This is a genomic window from Limnohabitans sp. T6-5 (genome assembly GCF_003063315.1).
GTDB lineage: Bacteria > Pseudomonadota > Gammaproteobacteria > Burkholderiales > Burkholderiaceae_C > Limnohabitans_A.
The window spans coordinates 91,184-107,333 of the sequence record NZ_NERV01000003.1 but is presented as its reverse complement, the minus strand read 5'-3'; the positions used below and the strand labels follow the sequence as shown (position 1 = coordinate 107,333).

At 61.2% G+C, this 16,150-nt stretch carries 16 protein-coding genes; 6 read left to right on the top strand and 10 right to left on the bottom strand.

Features of this window, described 5'->3' with window-relative positions; genetic code table 11:
* Window positions 1-314 precede the first annotated feature (314 nt).
* Both B9Z51_RS12410 and cho read left to right on the top strand, forming a co-directional pair.
* Window positions 315-1,400 (top strand): LacI family DNA-binding transcriptional regulator, encoded by a 1,086-nt coding sequence (locus B9Z51_RS12410; RefSeq protein ID WP_233254953.1) that lies wholly within the window; start codon window positions 315-317, stop codon window positions 1,398-1,400.
* Window positions 1,401-1,445: 45 nt separating this feature from the next.
* On the top strand, window positions 1,446-2,357 hold the full coding sequence (cho, locus tag B9Z51_RS12405) for an excinuclease Cho (protein ID WP_233254952.1): 912 nt from the start codon (window positions 1,446-1,448) through the stop codon (window positions 2,355-2,357).
* Window positions 2,358-2,471: 114 nt separating this feature from the next.
* On the opposite strand, the gene B9Z51_RS12400 is transcribed toward cho, so the two are convergent.
* Window positions 2,472-2,954, bottom strand: coding sequence for a DUF4148 domain-containing protein (locus tag B9Z51_RS12400; RefSeq protein WP_108375205.1), 483 nt, complete (start codon window positions 2,952-2,954; stop codon window positions 2,472-2,474).
* 209 nt (window positions 2,955-3,163) lie between these two features.
* On the opposite strand from B9Z51_RS12400, the gene B9Z51_RS12395 reads away from it, so the two are divergent.
* Together B9Z51_RS12395 and B9Z51_RS12390 are read left to right on the top strand one after the other, a co-directional pair.
* Entirely contained in the window at window positions 3,164-4,096 is a 933-nt protein-coding gene (locus tag B9Z51_RS12395) for a LysR family transcriptional regulator (RefSeq protein ID WP_108375203.1), read from the top strand.
* A 191-nt stretch (window positions 4,097-4,287) separates the two neighbouring features.
* Window positions 4,288-5,622, top strand: a complete 1,335-nt coding sequence (locus tag B9Z51_RS12390) for an FAD/NAD(P)-binding oxidoreductase (protein WP_108375201.1) — start codon at window positions 4,288-4,290, stop codon at window positions 5,620-5,622.
* Between the two features lie 113 nt (window positions 5,623-5,735).
* Here the strand turns inward: B9Z51_RS12390 and B9Z51_RS12385 are convergent, their stop codons facing one another.
* The 9 genes from B9Z51_RS12385 to B9Z51_RS12345 form a co-directional block, all read right to left on the bottom strand.
* Window positions 5,736-6,554, bottom strand: coding sequence for an enoyl-CoA hydratase/isomerase family protein (locus tag B9Z51_RS12385; protein ID WP_108375199.1), 819 nt, complete (start codon window positions 6,552-6,554; stop codon window positions 5,736-5,738).
* Between the two features lie 1,040 nt (window positions 6,555-7,594).
* Window positions 7,595-8,380 carry an SDR family oxidoreductase gene (locus tag B9Z51_RS12380; RefSeq protein ID WP_108375197.1) on the bottom strand — a complete coding sequence of 262 codons (786 nt, stop codon included), beginning with the start codon at window positions 8,378-8,380 and terminating at the stop codon, window positions 7,595-7,597.
* 121 nt (window positions 8,381-8,501) lie between these two features.
* Window positions 8,502-10,217, bottom strand: coding sequence for a long-chain-fatty-acid--CoA ligase (locus tag B9Z51_RS12375; protein ID WP_108375195.1), 1,716 nt, complete (start codon window positions 10,215-10,217; stop codon window positions 8,502-8,504).
* Window positions 10,218-10,262: 45 nt separating this feature from the next.
* Window positions 10,263-11,414, bottom strand: a complete 1,152-nt coding sequence (locus B9Z51_RS12370; protein WP_369959113.1) for an acyl-CoA dehydrogenase family protein — start codon at window positions 11,412-11,414, stop codon at window positions 10,263-10,265.
* A gap of 7 nt (window positions 11,415-11,421) precedes the next feature.
* Window positions 11,422-12,249, bottom strand: a complete 828-nt coding sequence (locus B9Z51_RS12365; protein WP_108375193.1) for an SDR family NAD(P)-dependent oxidoreductase — start codon at window positions 12,247-12,249, stop codon at window positions 11,422-11,424.
* Window positions 12,250-12,286: 37 nt separating this feature from the next.
* On the bottom strand, window positions 12,287-12,706 hold the full coding sequence (locus tag B9Z51_RS12360; protein WP_108375191.1) for a MaoC family dehydratase: 420 nt from the start codon (window positions 12,704-12,706) through the stop codon (window positions 12,287-12,289).
* Between the two features lie 10 nt (window positions 12,707-12,716).
* Entirely contained in the window at window positions 12,717-13,160 is a 444-nt protein-coding gene (locus B9Z51_RS12355; RefSeq protein WP_108375189.1) for a MaoC family dehydratase N-terminal domain-containing protein, read from the bottom strand.
* Window positions 13,161-13,173: 13 nt separating this feature from the next.
* The gene (locus B9Z51_RS12350; protein ID WP_108375187.1) at window positions 13,174-14,367 is read right to left on the bottom strand and encodes a lipid-transfer protein; all 1,194 of its coding nucleotides are present in this window, start codon (window positions 14,365-14,367) and stop codon (window positions 13,174-13,176) included.
* Between the two features lie 157 nt (window positions 14,368-14,524).
* Window positions 14,525-15,145, bottom strand: a complete 621-nt coding sequence (locus B9Z51_RS12345) for a uracil-DNA glycosylase (RefSeq protein ID WP_108375185.1) — start codon at window positions 15,143-15,145, stop codon at window positions 14,525-14,527.
* 285 nt (window positions 15,146-15,430) lie between these two features.
* Between B9Z51_RS12345 and B9Z51_RS12340 the strand changes: the two genes are divergently transcribed.
* Both B9Z51_RS12340 and B9Z51_RS12335 read left to right on the top strand, forming a co-directional pair.
* Window positions 15,431-15,745, top strand: coding sequence for a hypothetical protein (locus B9Z51_RS12340; protein ID WP_146187759.1), 315 nt, complete (start codon window positions 15,431-15,433; stop codon window positions 15,743-15,745).
* Between the two features lie 3 nt (window positions 15,746-15,748).
* On the top strand, window positions 15,749-16,051 hold the full coding sequence (locus tag B9Z51_RS12335) for a type II toxin-antitoxin system RelE/ParE family toxin (RefSeq protein ID WP_108375180.1): 303 nt from the start codon (window positions 15,749-15,751) through the stop codon (window positions 16,049-16,051).
* The last annotated feature ends 99 nt before the right edge of the window (window positions 16,052-16,150 follow it).

Genomic DNA, 16,150 nt, shown 5'->3' with positions numbered 1-16,150 from the left:
CCCGTATTTACCCTATAGATCCGGCCCTGTGAAGTTTGAAGTGAAAGGCTTTTCTTGGTATAGCGCTCAGCTCTGCGATCAGTGTGGGAGCCCCGCCCTCGGGGCGATGGGTGGTGGTCTGCGAGGCTCAATCGCGGCGAGGGCGCCGCTCCCACAAAAAAAGCGTTCATGCAAACTTCATCGGGCCGAATCAATAGTGAAAACCAAGACTTGTTCAATAAACATTGAGACTGCATTCATTTTTCCCATTTGCACCTGAATAATGACGTTACCGGTATCGGTAAAAGCTTTCAGCACCAGCGCAGGAGAACGTTTTGAACGGCCAAAATTCGGGAAAGTCAGCCCCCCCCAAAAACCCTGTGGCGGCCGAATCAGTGGGGCAAGTCACCATGGCAGACATCGCGGCCAAGTTGGGCATTTCCAAAATGACCGTGTCACGGGCGCTCAACCGCTCTACGCGCCGACGCAGTGATGCGAGCGAGGCGCTGCGCCAACGCATTTTGGACACCTGCCAGGACATGGGTTATGTGCTGGACCAGACAGCACGGACCTTCTCCTCCAAGCGTTCGGGCTTCATTGCCACCATCATCCCCGCACTGAACAATTCCAACTTTTCGGACACCGCCCATGGTCTGACGTCTGCCGTGGAGTCTGCAGGCATGCAAGTGCTGATGGGCTACACCGACTACGACATGGCGACTGAAGAGAAGTTGATACGCACCATGCTGATGCGCAGACCCGAGGGCATTGTCGTGACCGGTGGCAGCCACACGCCCGCAGCCAGAAAACTGCTGCAATCCTCGGGTGTGCCCGTGGTCGAAACCTGGGATTTGTTGAACGCCCCTATTGGGCACAACGTGGGATTTTCCAATGCCCAGGCGGTCAGGCAACTGGTGCTGGCCCTGTATGAAAAGGGTTACCGGCGTATGGGTTTTCTGGGGGGCATTCCTGAAAGTGATGCACGCGGCGCGGATCGCCGACAAGGCTTTCTGACCGCCATGTCAGAGCTCGGGCTGGACACCACATGCACCGTGGCCATGGGCAACGCGCCAGTGTCCATGGAAGCTGGGGCGCAAGGCCTGGCGCAAATGATGGCCAAATGGCCCGATCTGGAGGCTGTGGTCTGTGTTTCAGACCATGTCGCTTTTGGTGCACTGGCGGAATGCCAGCGCCGGGCTTGGCCTGTGCCTGGCAAACTCGCCATTGCCGGATTTGGGGACTTCGAAATCTCCCGCTCTTGCCATCCCCAGATCACCACGGTGGCGGTCGACAGCGCAGGCATTGGCAAAGTAGCCGGGCAATTGCTGCTCAGAGCCATTTTGGCGGCCCGATCAGGCGAATCATTCAAGCCTGAAACAATGCTCATGCCTTACAAAATTGAACTCCGAGGAAGTACTTGATCCGATGGCTCAACGTTTGCAAAAACCGACAAATTTCTCCAGAGCTTGCCAGCCCATGGAGACGCTCCACGTCTGCACCGCATCACAGGTTTGCTGATGCCTTTGCCCCGCCGCCGCCGCCGTGAAGAATTCGAAGCGGAGCGCTTTTACGAATATCCACAACACCTGCGTGAGGCCATTGAGCATGCGCCCACGGGAGCGGGGGTTTACACCTTCCACGGTCGGGCGGGGGACTTGCCCCTGTACATCGGCAAAAGTGTGAACATTCGGGCCCGGCTGCTGTCGCACCTGCGCACGCCCGACGAAGCCCGCATGCTGCGCCAGACCGAGCGCATCTCGCACATCCGCACGGCGGGCGAGATCGGGGCGTTGCTGCTTGAGGCGCAAATGATCAAGGCCCAGCAACCCTTGTTCAACCAGAAGCTGCGCCGCAACAAACAGCTGTGCAGCTTGCAGATGACGGGCGGTGTGCCGGAAGTCGTGTATTCCAAAGACCTGGACTTTGCGAGCGCGCCTGAGCTGTACGGGCTGTTTGCCAGCCGCCATGCCGCGCTAGAAGCGCTGCGGTCCATCGCGGACCAGCACAAGCTGTGCTACGCGCCTTTGGGCCTGGAGAAATTGCCGCCCGGCAAAGCCTGCTTCCGGGCCGCGATTCGCCAATGCGCGGGGGTGTGCCGGGGCGATGAGACGCCGCAGGCCCACCGCGAGAGGCTGTTCACCAGCCTGCTGGCGCTGAGCGTGGCGTGCTGGCCTTTTACGGGGGCGGTGGGTTTGGTGGAGCGCGATGCGCACCTCACGCAAATTCATGTGGTCAACCACTGGTGCTACCTGGGCAGTGTCGCAACCCGGGAGCAGGCCCGCCAGTTGTCCACAGTGGCAGCCGGTTTCGATGCCGATGGCTACAAGATTTTGTGCCGCCCGGTGCTCTCGCAAAGTGTGGAAATCATGCCACTGTGAGGCTGGCTTGCGCCGCTTTCAGCCCCACCACCACGGTCTGCCGCATCGCTTTACAACAATGAAAAAACCCGATCAGCTGTTGACGCTGACCGGGTCATGGGTTCTCCAGGGCGTTCAGAGAACGTGGCTGTAGCGCTGTGGGTACTGCTGGTTGAGCTTGATTCCGGCTTCACCATAGACAGGCATGTTGCCGGTGCGAATGGCTTCGGCCAGCTCGGCCTTGACTTCCTCGCGGGTCTTGCCCTGCACAACAGGTTTGGCGGGGTATTGGCCTGGATTGACTTCATTGGCCTTTTGGCCGGTTTCACCGTTCACCACAAAATCACCCGCACGGATGGCTGAGGCCAGTTCGGCCTTCACCTCTTCGCGGGTTTTGCCCTGCACGACAGGTTTGGCGGGGTATTTGTCTGGATGCACTTCGTTGGCCTTTTGGCCGGTTTCGCCGTTCACCACAAAATCACCCGTGCGAATGGCTTCAGCCAGTTCGGCTTTCACTTGTTCGCGGGTTTTGGGCGCAGAGGCATCGGCAGCCATGGCATGCCCAGAGGCAAGGGCTGCGACGGCGACGGTGAGGGCACAGAGGTAAGAGCGATTCATGATCAGGTTTCCTTAAAGGGTTGAAAAAACGGTCTGCCTGTCGGATTGACTCGGCTTGCGACCTGATCGGTGAGGCGTTTATTGAAAGCGCTGCATCGATGGGTTGAACTGTAAAATTTCCATTCGAGAAGAAAAACCACCAAATACACATTGATTTATTTCTAAATCAGAAATAATCAAAGGGTTGAAATCCAGATCAGGAGCTTGGCATGGACCGTTTGCAGTCAATGCGCGTTTTTGAGCGCGTGGTCAATGAAGGCGGCTTTGCTGCGGCTGCGCGGGCGCTGGACATGTCGGCACCCGTGGTGACCCGCTTGGTCGCTGATCTGGAAGACCACCTGGGTGCTCGCTTATTGCAGCGATCCACTCGGCGCCTGTCGTTGACCGATACAGGCCAGCAGTACCTAAATCGCATTCGCAGCATCTTGCAAGACATTGACGAGGCCGATGCCATGGCCAGTGCCCAGACCAGCGAGTTGGTCGGCCTGTTGCGCCTGCATGCGCCACCGGTGCTGGCCAGTTATGTCATCTCGCCGCTGCTGGCAGAGTTCCGCAAGCGCTACCCCAAGATCCTGGTGGAACTGGAGGTCGAGAACCTGCGCGAACCGCCCATTGAGGACTTTGACATCACGCTGCTGGGCACAGACGAGGGTTTTGACGCCCACGTCATTGCCCGCAAAGTGATTGAATCCGAAGCGATTTTGGTGGCCTCCCCGGAATACCTCCAACGCAAAGGCATGCCCCTGGAACCGCAGGCACTGATGCAACATGATTGTCTGCGCCTGAAAATGCCCGATATCAAAACCCGCTTGTGGCGCATGTGGTGCCCGGAGAACCCGACCCAAGCCATTGAAATCGACATCCAGCCGGTGCTGCTGGCCAACCACACAGACAGCTTGCTGCGAGCCACCCTGGATGGTGCGGGCATCACCTCTGTGGCGATTGATGTGGTGGCGCCTTACCTCACCAAGGGTGAGCTGGTGCGGGTGCTTGCGCCCTGGATCACGGGACGCCTGGTGATCTATGCAGCGGTCCCGAGCCGCAAATTCATCCCGCAGCGCACGCACGTTTTTCTCGACTTCCTGATGGAAGAAACACGCCTGCAAAAAGCCAGGGCCATGGCCGCTTGCACGGCTATTTGAAGGGCCGTATCCAGGGGGCTACACCCTGCCAAGCCCCCCCCACCACGGCCATTGACGGACACCACTCACTGCATCGCTTAACATCCTCCCCTCACGCGCCCAGCGCTTGAGCCACCTGCCTTCGAGGCATTGGAGCCCCTGCTCCTCGTATGCGCCGACAGGTTTTTCCCTTCATTTACGGAAGTCCTTTTATGACCACCGCACGTCGTACCCTCCTCAAGGGCGCGGCAGCACTGGGCGCGCTGTCTGCTGCGTCCCCTGCTGTCATCGCTCAGCCTTTTTTGTTTTCCCCCTCGACCGAGCTGATGCCCAAGGGCAAAAAGCGCCGTGTCGTCATTTTGGGTGGGGGCTGGGGTGGCCTGGCCGCTGCACGCCATTTGCGCGAAGACGCGCCCGACCTCGAAGTCGTGCTGCTCGAAAAAAACCCCATCTTCTGGTCGTGCCCGCTCAGCAACAAATGGCTGGTGGACGTGGTGGACACGTCCTTCCTCGTGCACTCGTACACGGCTGCGGCCGAGCGCATGGGCTACACCTTCGTGCAAACCGAGATCACCGACATCGACCGCGACAAAAAGCGCGTGCACACCGCACAGGGCTTTGTGGATTACGACTGGCTGGTGGTGTCCGCCGGTATCCGCGTGACCTATGAGCCCTGGTTTGGCAACGACCGCGCGTCGGCTGCGTATACCCAAAAGCATTTCTCCAGCGCCTACGTGCCCAGCTCCGAGCACCTGGCGCTCAAGCAAAAAATCAAAGGCTTCAAGGGCGGCACGTTTGTGATGACGCTGCCCCCGCCACCGCACCGCTGCCCGCCATCACCCTATGAGCGTGCGTGTTTGATGGCCGATTACTTTCAGCGCCACAAGATCCCGGCCAAAATCGTGATCCTCGACCCCAAGCCGCGCATCATGCCGATTGGCGGCGGTTACCGCATGGCCTTTGACGAGCTGTACCACGACACCATCACCTACGTGTCCAACGCAGGCGTGAAAGAGCTGGACCCCTACAACAAGGTGGTCAAGACCCTGGCGGGCGACTTCAAGTTCGACGATGCCATCTTCATGGGCCACCACCAAGCGGCGGACCTGGTCTGGAAAATGGGCGCCATTGGCAAAACTCCGGACGGCAAACCCAGCACCTGGGCGGCGGTGCACCCCGAGTTCTACAACCTGAAGGACGACCCCAACGTGTTCGTGATTGGCGACAGCGTGGGCGCCGTGTCGCCCCAGTTTGGCCACTACCCCAAGAGCGGCCACATCGCCAACCGCATGGGCCGCAGCGTGTCCACCTACATCGCGCAGCAGTCCAAAAACCAGCCCATGAAGCCCATCATCATCGACAACCTGTGCTTCATGCTGGTCAACACCCAACCCCTCGAAGCCATCAATGTGAAGTTTGACTACAAGATGGGCGAAGAAGGCCACTTGCTGCAAACCGTCACCGACGACAACTTCCGTCGCCAGGAACTGTGGCAAGCCGACCTGCAGTGGTACGGCAACATGGTGAAAGACTTCACCGGCAGTTGATCCCCCAAACACTTGTCGGACTCTTCAAGTGCCGACCTACGAAGTTGGTGGTGTTTCGCAGGTCGGTGGTCAAAGACCCCCGACAAGGGCTTGATCCATCCTGGGCGCTTGCATCAGCTTTTGTTCTGCGCGGGCCAGGCAAACAACGGCGCCTGTTTGTTCAGGAAGCGCCCCACGGCTTCGCGGTGCTCGGCGGTGCCTGCGGCCAGGGCCTGGGCCTGCGCTTCTGAGCTCAGCATGTCTTGCAGACCACCGCCCAAGGCGTTGTTCAGGCTGCGCTTGATCAAAGCCACAGCGGCGGGCGACGCGCCCACAAAGCTGCGGGCCAAGGCCTGCGCACGAGGCAGCAGCTGGTCCGGCTCGTGCAGCTCCATCGCGATGCCCAGCCGCAAGGCCTCTTGCGCGTCGATGTCGCGGGCCGAAAGCATGATTTCTTTGGCGCGCTGCACGCCGACCACGCGGGGCAGTGTGTAGAGCGCACCCACGTCAGGCACCAGGCCGACCTTGAGGAAGGACATGTTGAACCAGGCGCGCGGCGTGGCCAGCACGAAGTCGGCCGACAGCGCCAGGCTGAAGCCCGCACCTGCGGCCGCACCATCGACGGCAGCGATCACCGGGCGGTCGAGCGTCAGCAGCAGCTGCACCCATTCGTGCAAGGTCTGCATGCGGCCGAGCCAGCCGCCGTTGTCCAGATTGGCGGCTGCGATGTTCTTGAGGTCACCGCCCGAGCAAAAATGCCCGCCAGCCCCAGTGAGGACCACGGCGCGGATGGACTTGTCTTGTTGGATGTGTTGCAAGGCCACTGCCAGCTCGTCGCGCATGGCGGGCTCGAGCGCGTTGCGTTTGCTCGGGCTGTCAAAGGTGATGGTCGCAACCTGGTCGGTCACATCGAACTGCAGCAAAGAGGGGGAGCTTTTGGAGGGGATGATCATGGGAGGTTTCTCAGCCTAATGACAGGGGTTGGACGCTTGTTGATCGCAGTAGATGTTGTAGGTCGGTGGTCGAAGATCCCGACATGGGTGCTTGAGAGGCACGGCTCGTGTTGACGCAAATGGTGCAATCGGCAGATGTCGGACTCTGCGAGTGCCGACCTACAAGACACTGCCCTCGATGGGACTTGCGGGCTTGTTGTAGGTCGGTGGTCGAAGACCCCGACATGGGTGCTTGAGCGGCGCGGCTCGTGTTGACGCAAAAGGTGCAATCGGCAAATGTCGGACTCTGCGAGTGCCGACCTACAAGCCACTGCCCTCGATGGGACATGCGGGCTTGTTGTAGGTCGGTGGTCGAAGATCCCGACATGGGTGCTTGAGAGGCACGGCTCGTGTTGACGCAAATGGTGCAATCGGCAGATGTCGGACTCTGCGAGTGCCGACCTACAAGACACTGCCCTCGATGGGACTTGCGGGCTTGTTGTAGGTCGGTGGTCGAAGACCCCGACATGGGTGCTTGAGCGGCGCGGCTCGTGTTGACGCAAAAGGTGCAATCGGCAAATGTCGGACTCTGCGAGTGCCGACCTACAAGCCACTGCCCTCGATGGGACATGCGGGCTTGTTGTAGGTCGGTGGTCGAAGATCCCGACATGGGTGCTTGAGAGGCACGGCTCGTGTTGACGCAAATGGTGCAATCGGCAGATGTCGGACTCTGCGAGTGCCGACCTACAAGACACTGCCCTCGATGGGACTTGCGGGCTTGTTGTAGGTCGGTGGTCGAAGACCCCGACATGGGTGCTTGAGAGGTGAGGCTTGTTTTGACGCAAAAGGTGCAATCGGCAGATGTCGGACTCTGCGAGTGCCGACCTACCTTTTGGCAAATGACCAAGCGGCGTATGAACAAGCTGTAAAGGCCGCGACATGATTTTGTCGGCGGCAACAGAGCCGACATGCTGATAACGCCCAAGCCTGCAATGTCGGCTCGGTTGCCACCGAGCTACGAGATGACTTAGCGCACCCATTTCAAACTTCAACATGCCGCATCAATAAGCGGCATAGTCCCGGCCACCGGCCAGGGAACTGCCACCGTCCACCGCCAGGATGGCACCGGTGACAAATGCGGCGTGCTGCGACGCCAAAAACAGCGCCATGTCGGCGATCTCTTCGACGCGGCCCATGCGCTGCAGGGGCACCGACTGCGTCATGCGTTGCAGCGCCTCGGGCGTGGGTGCCAAGCGGCGAATGCCTTCGGTGTCGCCAATCGGGCCGGGCACGATGGAGTTCACGCGCACGCCTTCAGGCCCCCATTCCATGGCCAGCACCCGCGTGAGCATGTCCACGCCCGCCTTGGCCGCGCACACATGGGCTTGCAACTTGGTGGGGTTGAAGGCCTGTGGCGCTGAAATGTTGATCACACTGGCACCCGGGCGGCGCAGGTGCTCAAAGCCCGCACGCAGCACATGGAAGGTGCCGTTCAGGTCAATGTCCACGACCGTCTTGAAGCCGTTGGCCGACATGCCCAAAGCAGGTGCCAAAAAGTTGCCTGCCGCGCCCGAGATCAGCACGTCAAACGGGCCAATCGCGTCACGCGCTTGCTGCAGCGCCGCGGCAATGCCTGCGGCGTCGCGCACGTCGGCGCTGTAGCCTTCGATTTGCGTGCCGTGTTGGCGCAACTGGTCCACCGCTTGGGCCACGCGCTCGGCGTTGCGGCTGGCAATCGCCACGTTCGCCCCAGCCTGCGCAAACGCGGTCGCGATGCCCAGGTTGATGCCGCTGCTGCCACCGGCCACAAACACCGATTGGCCTTTGAAACTCAAAGGGATTCTCATGGTGTCTCCTGCTGGGAAAAGTTCATGGTTTGATCTGTAGGAGCGGCGCCCCCGCCGCGATGGGGCATCCGCAGACCACCACCGATCGCCCCGGGGGCGGGGCTCCTACATGAATGACGGGTCATGGGATCACCTGCGGGGTGGACACGGCCAAACGCGCGTGCTCTTGTTCTTGCAATTGCCGCCACAGGATCTTGCCGGTGCCCGACTTGGGCAGCACGTCCATGAAGCGCACGATGCGTGGGGTTTTGTAGACGGCCATGTGCTCGCGGCTCCAGTCGATGATGTCTTGCTCCGTGACCTGCCCTTTCGAGCCGGGCTTGAGCACCAGGAGGGCCATCACGTTTTCACCGCGCTGGGTGTCGGGCACGGCGATGATGCAGGCCTCGTGGACCGCCGGGTGTTCGTAGAGCGTGTTTTCCACTTCAGCGGGCCAGACCTTGAAGCCCGAGACGTTGACCATGCGCTTGAGGCGGTCGCGCATGAAGAAGTAACCCTCTTCGTCCACGCTGGCCAGGTCGCCCGTGCGGAAAAAGGTTTGGCCATCGAGCTCAAAAAATGAGGTCTGGTTGGCGCTCTCGTTTTGCCAGTAGCCGCGCATCAGTTGCGGGCCACGCGTGACCAGCTCACCCACCTCGCCCACGGGCAACTCGCGCAGGGTTTCCGGGTCCACGATGCGCGCATCCACCCCGGGCGTGATGACGCCCAGGCACTGGCGCTTGCCGCGTGCCGGTGGGTTGCCCAGCAAAAAGGAGGCGGTCTCGGTCATGCCGTAGGCCTCGTTGTAGGCGATGCCAAAACGCGTTTGCAGCAAGTTCGCCACCGTCTCGGGCATGGCGGCACCGCCACCCGACAGGGTGGACAAGCTGCTCAAGTCGCGCTGCGCGGCAGCCGGGTTGGCAAAGAAGTCGATCAGCATGGCCGGTGGTGCGGCCCAAGCGCTGACACGGTGGTGCTCGATCAGGCGGGCGGCTGACGCCGCGTGCCAGCGCGGCAGCATGACCACGGTGGCGCCCAGTGTGATCGGCACGTTCAGGCCGCCCTGCATGCCCAGCATGTGAAAGAGCGGCGCCACGGCCAGAAACACCGAGTCCATGTGCAGCCCGCGCCAGACCTGCGAAGACATGTTGGAAGCCAACACCGTGGCATGGGTGTGCATGCAGCCCTTGGGGTGCCCAGTGGTGCCCGAGGTGTAGGGCAGCACGCACAGGTCTTGGCTGCCTGGGTGCTCTGCGGGTGCGGGCAAGGCCTGTGCGATGGCGTCTTCGAGCCCGAGTAGGCCCGGGGCCTCAGTCCACTGGCGCGGGGCGAACACCACATCAGGCACCGCATCCGGCACTTCGTCGCTGGCTGGCTGCGCGGGCAGGCCTTCTGAATACGCATGCACCAACACCGCTTGCAGGGCATCCGGGTTGCCAGCTTGCAGCAGCGGCAAAACCTGGGGCAACAGCTCTTGCGCCACCATGGCCACGCGTGCGCCGCTGTCTTGCATGTAGTAGCGGATTTCGCTGGGGGTGCACATGGCGTTAACCGGCACCACCACGGCCCCGGCGCGCATGATGCCGTAATAGGCCGCCACGTATTGCGGGCAGTTCTGGCTCATCAGCAAGACGCGGTCGCCGCGTTGCACACCCAGCCGCTGGGTCAGATATCCGGCCAGCGCCTCCACGCGTGCGAGCAGCGCCGCGTAGGTCAACGTGCTGCCGCAAAAAATCACGGCGGGCTTGTTCGGAAAGCGCTCTGCCGCGACCTGCACGAAATGCGTGAGCGGCACCTGCGGCAAGCTCAGCGTGCGCGGAACGCCTTTGGGCCAATAAGGCAGCGACGATGTGGACATGAGCGGCTCTTTAGACTGGTGCGGTGTGGGGGTCACAAACGGTGATCACAAACTGCGCGAGATCAGCTCTTTCATGACCTCGCTGGTGCCGCCATAAATGCGGGTCACGCGCGAATCCACAAAGGCGCGGGTGATGGGGTACTCCATCATGTAACCGTAGCCGCCATACAGTTGCAGCAATTCGTCGAGTGCCTTGCCCAGCTCCTCGGTCGCAAACAGTTTGGCCATCGCGCCTTCTTGCACGGTGAGCTTGCGGCGCAGGTGCTCGCCCAGGTACTGGTCCACCATCATGCGCACGGCGGTGGTGCGCACCTTGATCTCGGCCAGCTTGAAGCGGGTGTTCTGAAAATCAAACAGCGGCTTGCCAAAGACCACGCGCTCTTTGGTGTAGCGCACCGTCTCGTCAAACATGGCTTCCATCTTGGCGGCTGCGCCCAGCGCGATCACAAAACGCTCTTGTGCCAGCTCTTGCATGAGGTAGGCAAAGCCCTTGTTCTCTTCGCCCAGGATGTTGGTCACAGGCACGCGCACGTCTTCAAAAAACAGCTCGGCAGTGTCGGCCGCTTCTTGGCCCATTTTTTCGAGCTTGCGGCCTTTGCGAAAACCGGCGCGGTCAGCCTCCACCAAGATCAGCGACACGCCCTTGGCGCCCAGCTCGGGCTCGGTCTTGGCCACCACCACGACCAGGTCACAGTTCAGGCCGTTGGAGATGAAGGTCTTGGCACCGTTGATGACGTACTCATCGCCCTCGCGGCGCGCCGTGGTGCGAATGGCTTTGAGGTCACTGCCCGCGCCGGGCTCGCTCATGGCAATGGCCAGAATGACTTCACCCGTGGCGCATTGGGGCAGCCACTGGGCTTTTTGTGCGGGCGTGCCCAGGCGCTCGATGTAGGGCGCCACCACGTCGGAGTGCAGGCCAAAGCCGAGGCCACTCACACCCGAGCGGCCAATCTCTTCGACGATCACGGCCGCGTGGCCGAAGTCGCCACCGCCACCGCCCCATTCAGGGTCCATGGTGGCGCACAGCAGCCCTTCGCGCCCGGCCTTGAGCCAGGTTTCGCGGTCGACTTTGCCGTCTTTGTCCCACTGGGCTTGGCGGGGTTTGCATTCGCGCTCCAAAAAGCGGCGCACGGTGGTGCGCAGCATTTCGTGGTCTTCACGAAACACGCTGCGAGGGAAAGTCAGGATGCTGTCCATACGCGCCTTAAGGACGGCCGCCGCCGCAAACCAGCACCTGGCCGCTGACGTAGTTGGACTCGGGGATGCAGAACATGTAGACCGCACCCGCGGCTTCTTCGGGTGTGCCGCCCCGACCCAGCGGGATGGTGGATTCGGCGGCCTTGAGGCGATCAGGCTGCACGCCGACGGCGATGGTGCGGCCCTGAATCTCCACGCTGGCGTCGCCTGCCGTCAGGGGTTGCGTCAGGCGCGTCATGATCAGGCCAAAGGCCACGCTGTTGACGTTGACCTTGTAGCGGCCCCACTCTTTGGCCATGGCTTTGGTCAAACCGTTGATGCCGGCCTTGGCCGCCGCGTAGTTGGCTTGGCCTGCGTTGCCGTATACGCCCGAGGTGGACGAGATGTTGACCACCTTGCGGTGCTTGGATAGGCCCGCTTCGGCCTCTTTTTTGGCCGCGTCGCGGATGAAGTTGGAAGCTGCGCGCAAGATGCGAAACGGTGCCGTCATGTGCACGGCCAGCATGGCATCCCACTGCTCGTCGCTCATCTTTTGCAGCACGTTGTCCCAGGTGTAACCGGCGTTGTTGACGATGATGTCGATGCCGCCAAACGCGTCGAGCGCGGCCCGGACAAAACGCTCGCCAAAGTCGGTGTCGGTCACGCTGCCGATGCAGGCCACGGCCTGGCCACCGCTGGCGATGATGTCGGCCACCGTCTGCTCAGCTGGGGCTTGGTCGAGGTCGTTGATGACGACGCGGGCGCCTTCGCTGGCGAGCTTGAGCGCGATTTCACGGCCGATGCCGCGACCAGAGCCTGACACCAGGGCCACCTGGCCTTCGAGTTTGCGGGACATGGGGAATCCTTTGGAATGTGATTTTTAAAAAACGGGTTCAGGCCAGCGCAATGACGGCGTCGCCGGTCAGCTTGACCTGACCTTCGGCGTTGGCGGTGGTGAGCGACAAGCGCACGCGGCGCTCGCCACCGACTTCAAACTTTTCGGTCACTTGGCCGGTGCAGGTGATCTTTTCGTGCACCTGGGTCATGGCGGCAAAGCGCACGCTGTAGTCGCGAATGGCCGCTTGCGGCACCCAGTTGGTGAGCAAGCGCGCCAGCCAGCCCATGGACAACATGCCATGCGCGATCACGTCGGGCATGCCTGCGCTGTGGGCGAAGTCGGTGTCGACGTGGATCGGGTTGTGGTCGCCCGAAGCGCCGCAGTACAGCGCCAGCGTGAGGCGCGAGACGGGTGGCAGCTCCAGCGCGGGAATGGTGTCGCCCACTTGCAGGGCATCAAAAGAGGGGAGTGTCATGGGGGTTTCCTTATCCGTGGCGCAAAACGGTCACGGCGCGCAAGTCGGCCACATGCTCGCCACGCTGGTTGCTCACGCGGGTTTTGCGCAGCACGAATTCGAGTGCGCCGCCTTTTTTGTCGTAGATGTCTTCGATGCGCTGTTCAAAGCGCAGCACATCACCCGCATAAGCCATGCGGTGAAAAGTGAAGCCCTGCTCGCCGTGCAGCAGCTTGCGGTAGTCCATACCCAGCAGGTTGCGGATCGCGGCCGGGTCGGGCGACTCCATCTCAAGGCAAAACAAAAACGTGGGCGGCACAGGCAAGGCCGGGTGCCCGGCGGCGCGGGCCGCGGCTTCGTCGGTGTAAACCGGGTCGGTCTGCCCCGTGGCCTTGGCAAAAAAGCGCAAGCGGCCTTTTTCGACCAAGACCTCGAAGGCGGGCATGGTGTGGCCGATGAATTGACGGTCGATCATGGTCAGGCCCCCTTCAGACTTTTTGGTACAGCGTGACCACGCAAGCACCGCCCAAGCCCAGGTTGTGCTGCAGCGCCAAACGTGCGCCTTCGACCTGGCGCTGATCGGCCTTGCCGCGCAGCTGCGAGACCAGCTCGTAGCACTGCGCCAGCCCGGTGGCCCCCAGCGGGTGGCCCTTGGACAGCAGACCGCCCGAGGGGTTGGTGACGATGCGCCCGCCGTAGGTGTTGTCGCCGTCGACGATGAACTTTTCGGCGGTGCCTTCGGGCGTGAGGCCCAAGCCTTCGTAGGTGATGAGTTCATTGGCCGTGAAGCAGTCGTGCAGCTCGACCACGTCGAGGTCTTCGGGGCCGATGCCTGCGGCTTCGTACACCTGCTTGGCCGCGTTGGCCGTCATGTCGTAGCCGACCACGCGGCGCATGTCGTCGCTGTCAAAGGTGCTGGGGGTGTCGGTGGTCATGGCCTGCGCGGCAATCACCACGCTGGCGTCGAGCTTGTGCTTTTTGGCAAAGTCGGCCGAGCAGACGATGGCGGCTGCCGCGCCGCAGGTGGGTGGGCAGCACTGGTAGCGCGTGAGCGGGCCAAACACGGTGGGCGAAGCCATCACCTCTTCGAGCGTGAGCGTCTGGCGGAACACGGCCAGCGGGTTGCGCGCCGCGTGCTGGCGCGCCTTGACCGATATGCGGCCAAAGGTGTCGGCGCGGATGCCGTGTTCCTTCATGTAGTCCATGCCCGCACCGCCAAAGAACTGCGCAGCACGCGGCGCGGCCGGGTCAAAGCCCTGGTGCGCGGTCATGGCCTCGGCAAAGCGGGCCATGGGCGAAGGGCGGTCGTCGTAAGCGCCCTTCAGCGCGCCGGGCACCATCTGCTCAAAGCCCAGGGCAATGGCGCATTCGACCATGCCACTCTCGACCGCCTGGCGCGCCAGGAACAGCGCGCTCGACCCGGTGGAACAGTTGTTGTTGAGGTTGAAGACCGGGATGCCCGTCAGGCCCACGCCGTAGATGGCGGCCTGCCCGGCGGTGGAGTCGCCGTAAACATAGCCCACATAGGCTTGCTGCACGGCGTCGTAGGGCACGCCCGCATCATCGAGTGCCAGCTTGGCCGCCCGCGCACCCATGAGGTTGTAGGACTCGCTGGCCCCGGGTTTGGTGAAGGGGATCATGCCCACGCCGACGACGTGAACAGCGCGCTTGCTAACGGCCATGCCTGCTCCTTGAAAGGCTTCGATACGGACAAAGTATCGAGCGCCAAGGAGGCTTTACCAATCGCCAATCAGGTCAAGATGATTGGCAGGAAGTGACATTTATTGGGGTGGGGTGGATGGGCTGAGCTTCTGACATTCCCGCTTATTCGGCTAAGAGTCAGGCTTCGCTCGTGGCCATGCGAACCGATATTTCTTGTAAGGCTTCCAAGGCGCGTGCGCGGTTGTCTGGGGAACGATTGATAAACATTGGGCTTGGATGCGGCATTTTCATGACTTGGACATCCGGGCGGCAGCGCTGTACGACACCCTGCGCATACATTGCCTTTTGGCCCACGAACACAACGATTTGAAGCTGTTGCAGAGTCGCCATCAACGCCTTAAGCCATTCATCGGCCTCGCGTACATCGTCTCGCTTTGCTGGTCTTACTTTCGTACCGGACCCGATGTACCAAGGCACAGCATTCCATATCATTGTGCGGCGACGATCTATTCCTGCTTTTTCGTTAAGCAGGAAGAAGTTCTTGGCTGTCTCGTCGGGGTTATTACGTGAGACAAATCCGCTAGTAATGGCCTTTGGACCGGGGGCCTCCAGAAGGAACAAGACTTGCGCGTTAATGCCACCGTCCAAGGGATCAAAGTCAGGGACTTTGTAGCCTGGTCCTTTTGCCTCCCGCATACTCTCCACAAGGCGGACCAAGGATGCAATGTGAGACTGCGTGAGCAGCGCTCTGCGAGCTGCGCGCTCGAATTCGCTGGCGAGTGTCTTAGGGGCGTCCATTGGAGTGATCTGCGAAGACTTTGTATATGAGCGAATAGTAATGGCTCATCGCTTGATACGCAGCAACTCATCGCAAGCGCTTGCGGCAAACGTTTGCACAAGACTAGGCGGATGCAATTGCCGTCACGAAGTCCATCGGCACAGGTCATGCGCTGGACGATGTGCGTCTTTGATCATTTGGTAGCCCTGGCCTTCGCGTTGCAGGCGGTGGCGCAGAGTCTGGGGATCAGTTGTGCAAAATTGGTCTGGGCAGTCACTTCTGACCATCCATGAATGGAGCTTGTCATGCCCGCTGTTTCTGCCAACGTCGCCACCAGTCTGAAACTGCCTGGCGCGCTCAAGCTGCAGCTTGAAGAAGATGCCAAGCAAATGGGCATGAGCCTGCACGCTTTCATGGTGAGCACGCTGGCCGATGCGGCGCAGCGCAAGCGCTTGCGGCAAACATTTGCACAAGATTCGGCCGATGCGCTGGCCGTCATGAAGGCCACCGGCACAGGTCATGCGCTGGACGATGTCCGTCAATATTTTTCTCAACTGAAAGAACATCGTCAGGGGCAGAGCGCGCCGCCTGCACCTTTGCAAGCCAAAAAAATGGGCTGAGGTGTGAGCACCGTATTTCTAAGCCCAGCGGCATTTCAGGATTTGGTCCGGCTGGAACTGTTTTTGTACGAGTCCAAAGACCCATTGGCTGGGGAACTGCTCGATTTCATCCTGGATGCCTTGCAAGTGCTGACGCATCAACCCGGCATGGGTCGCCCGGTAGAAGGTGGTTTGCGTGAACTGATCATCTCCCGAAGGCGCAGCTTCTTTCTGGCGCGCTACGCATGGGACGATGTGCTGGACCGGGTCATGGTGGCCCGGATTCGGCACCAGCGCGAAGCGGGTTATCACGATGATGAAGTTTGAGCGGATAGGAAAACCAAGCGCATGAGGGCGATCAAGGTCCAGGTTGTGGGCGTCGCAGGCCTTCAGGCGGGGTCTGCCTGAGCGCTTGCTCAGGGCCAG

Excerpts from the sequence above, each read along its gene's own strand:
- B9Z51_RS12380 (WP_108375197.1), bottom strand. The coding sequence starts at position 8,380 with ATGAGAATCCCTTTGAGTTTCAAAGGCCAATCGGTGTTTGTGGCCGGT.
- B9Z51_RS12350 (WP_108375187.1), bottom strand. The coding sequence starts at position 14,367 with ATGGCCGTTAGCAAGCGCGCTGTTCACGTCGTCGGCGTGGGCATGATC.
- B9Z51_RS12370 (WP_369959113.1), bottom strand. The coding sequence starts at position 11,414 with ATGGACAGCATCCTGACTTTCCCTCGCAGCGTGTTTCGTGAAGACCAC.
- B9Z51_RS12360 (WP_108375191.1), bottom strand. The coding sequence starts at position 12,706 with ATGACACTCCCCTCTTTTGATGCCCTGCAAGTGGGCGACACCATTCCC.
- B9Z51_RS12385 (WP_108375199.1), bottom strand. The coding sequence starts at position 6,554 with ATGATCATCCCCTCCAAAAGCTCCCCCTCTTTGCTGCAGTTCGATGTG.
- B9Z51_RS12345 (WP_108375185.1), bottom strand. The coding sequence starts at position 15,145 with ATGGACGCCCCTAAGACACTCGCCAGCGAATTCGAGCGCGCAGCTCGC.
- B9Z51_RS12390 (WP_108375201.1), top strand. The coding sequence starts at position 4,288 with ATGACCACCGCACGTCGTACCCTCCTCAAGGGCGCGGCAGCACTGGGC.
- B9Z51_RS12355 (WP_108375189.1), bottom strand. The coding sequence starts at position 13,160 with ATGATCGACCGTCAATTCATCGGCCACACCATGCCCGCCTTCGAGGTC.
- B9Z51_RS12395 (WP_108375203.1), top strand. The coding sequence starts at position 3,164 with ATGGACCGTTTGCAGTCAATGCGCGTTTTTGAGCGCGTGGTCAATGAA.
- B9Z51_RS12400 (WP_108375205.1), bottom strand. The coding sequence starts at position 2,954 with ATGAATCGCTCTTACCTCTGTGCCCTCACCGTCGCCGTCGCAGCCCTT.
- B9Z51_RS12365 (WP_108375193.1), bottom strand. The coding sequence starts at position 12,249 with ATGTCCCGCAAACTCGAAGGCCAGGTGGCCCTGGTGTCAGGCTCTGGT.
- B9Z51_RS12375 (WP_108375195.1), bottom strand. The coding sequence starts at position 10,217 with ATGTCCACATCGTCGCTGCCTTATTGGCCCAAAGGCGTTCCGCGCACG.
- B9Z51_RS12340 (WP_146187759.1), top strand. The coding sequence starts at position 15,431 with ATGCCCGCTGTTTCTGCCAACGTCGCCACCAGTCTGAAACTGCCTGGC.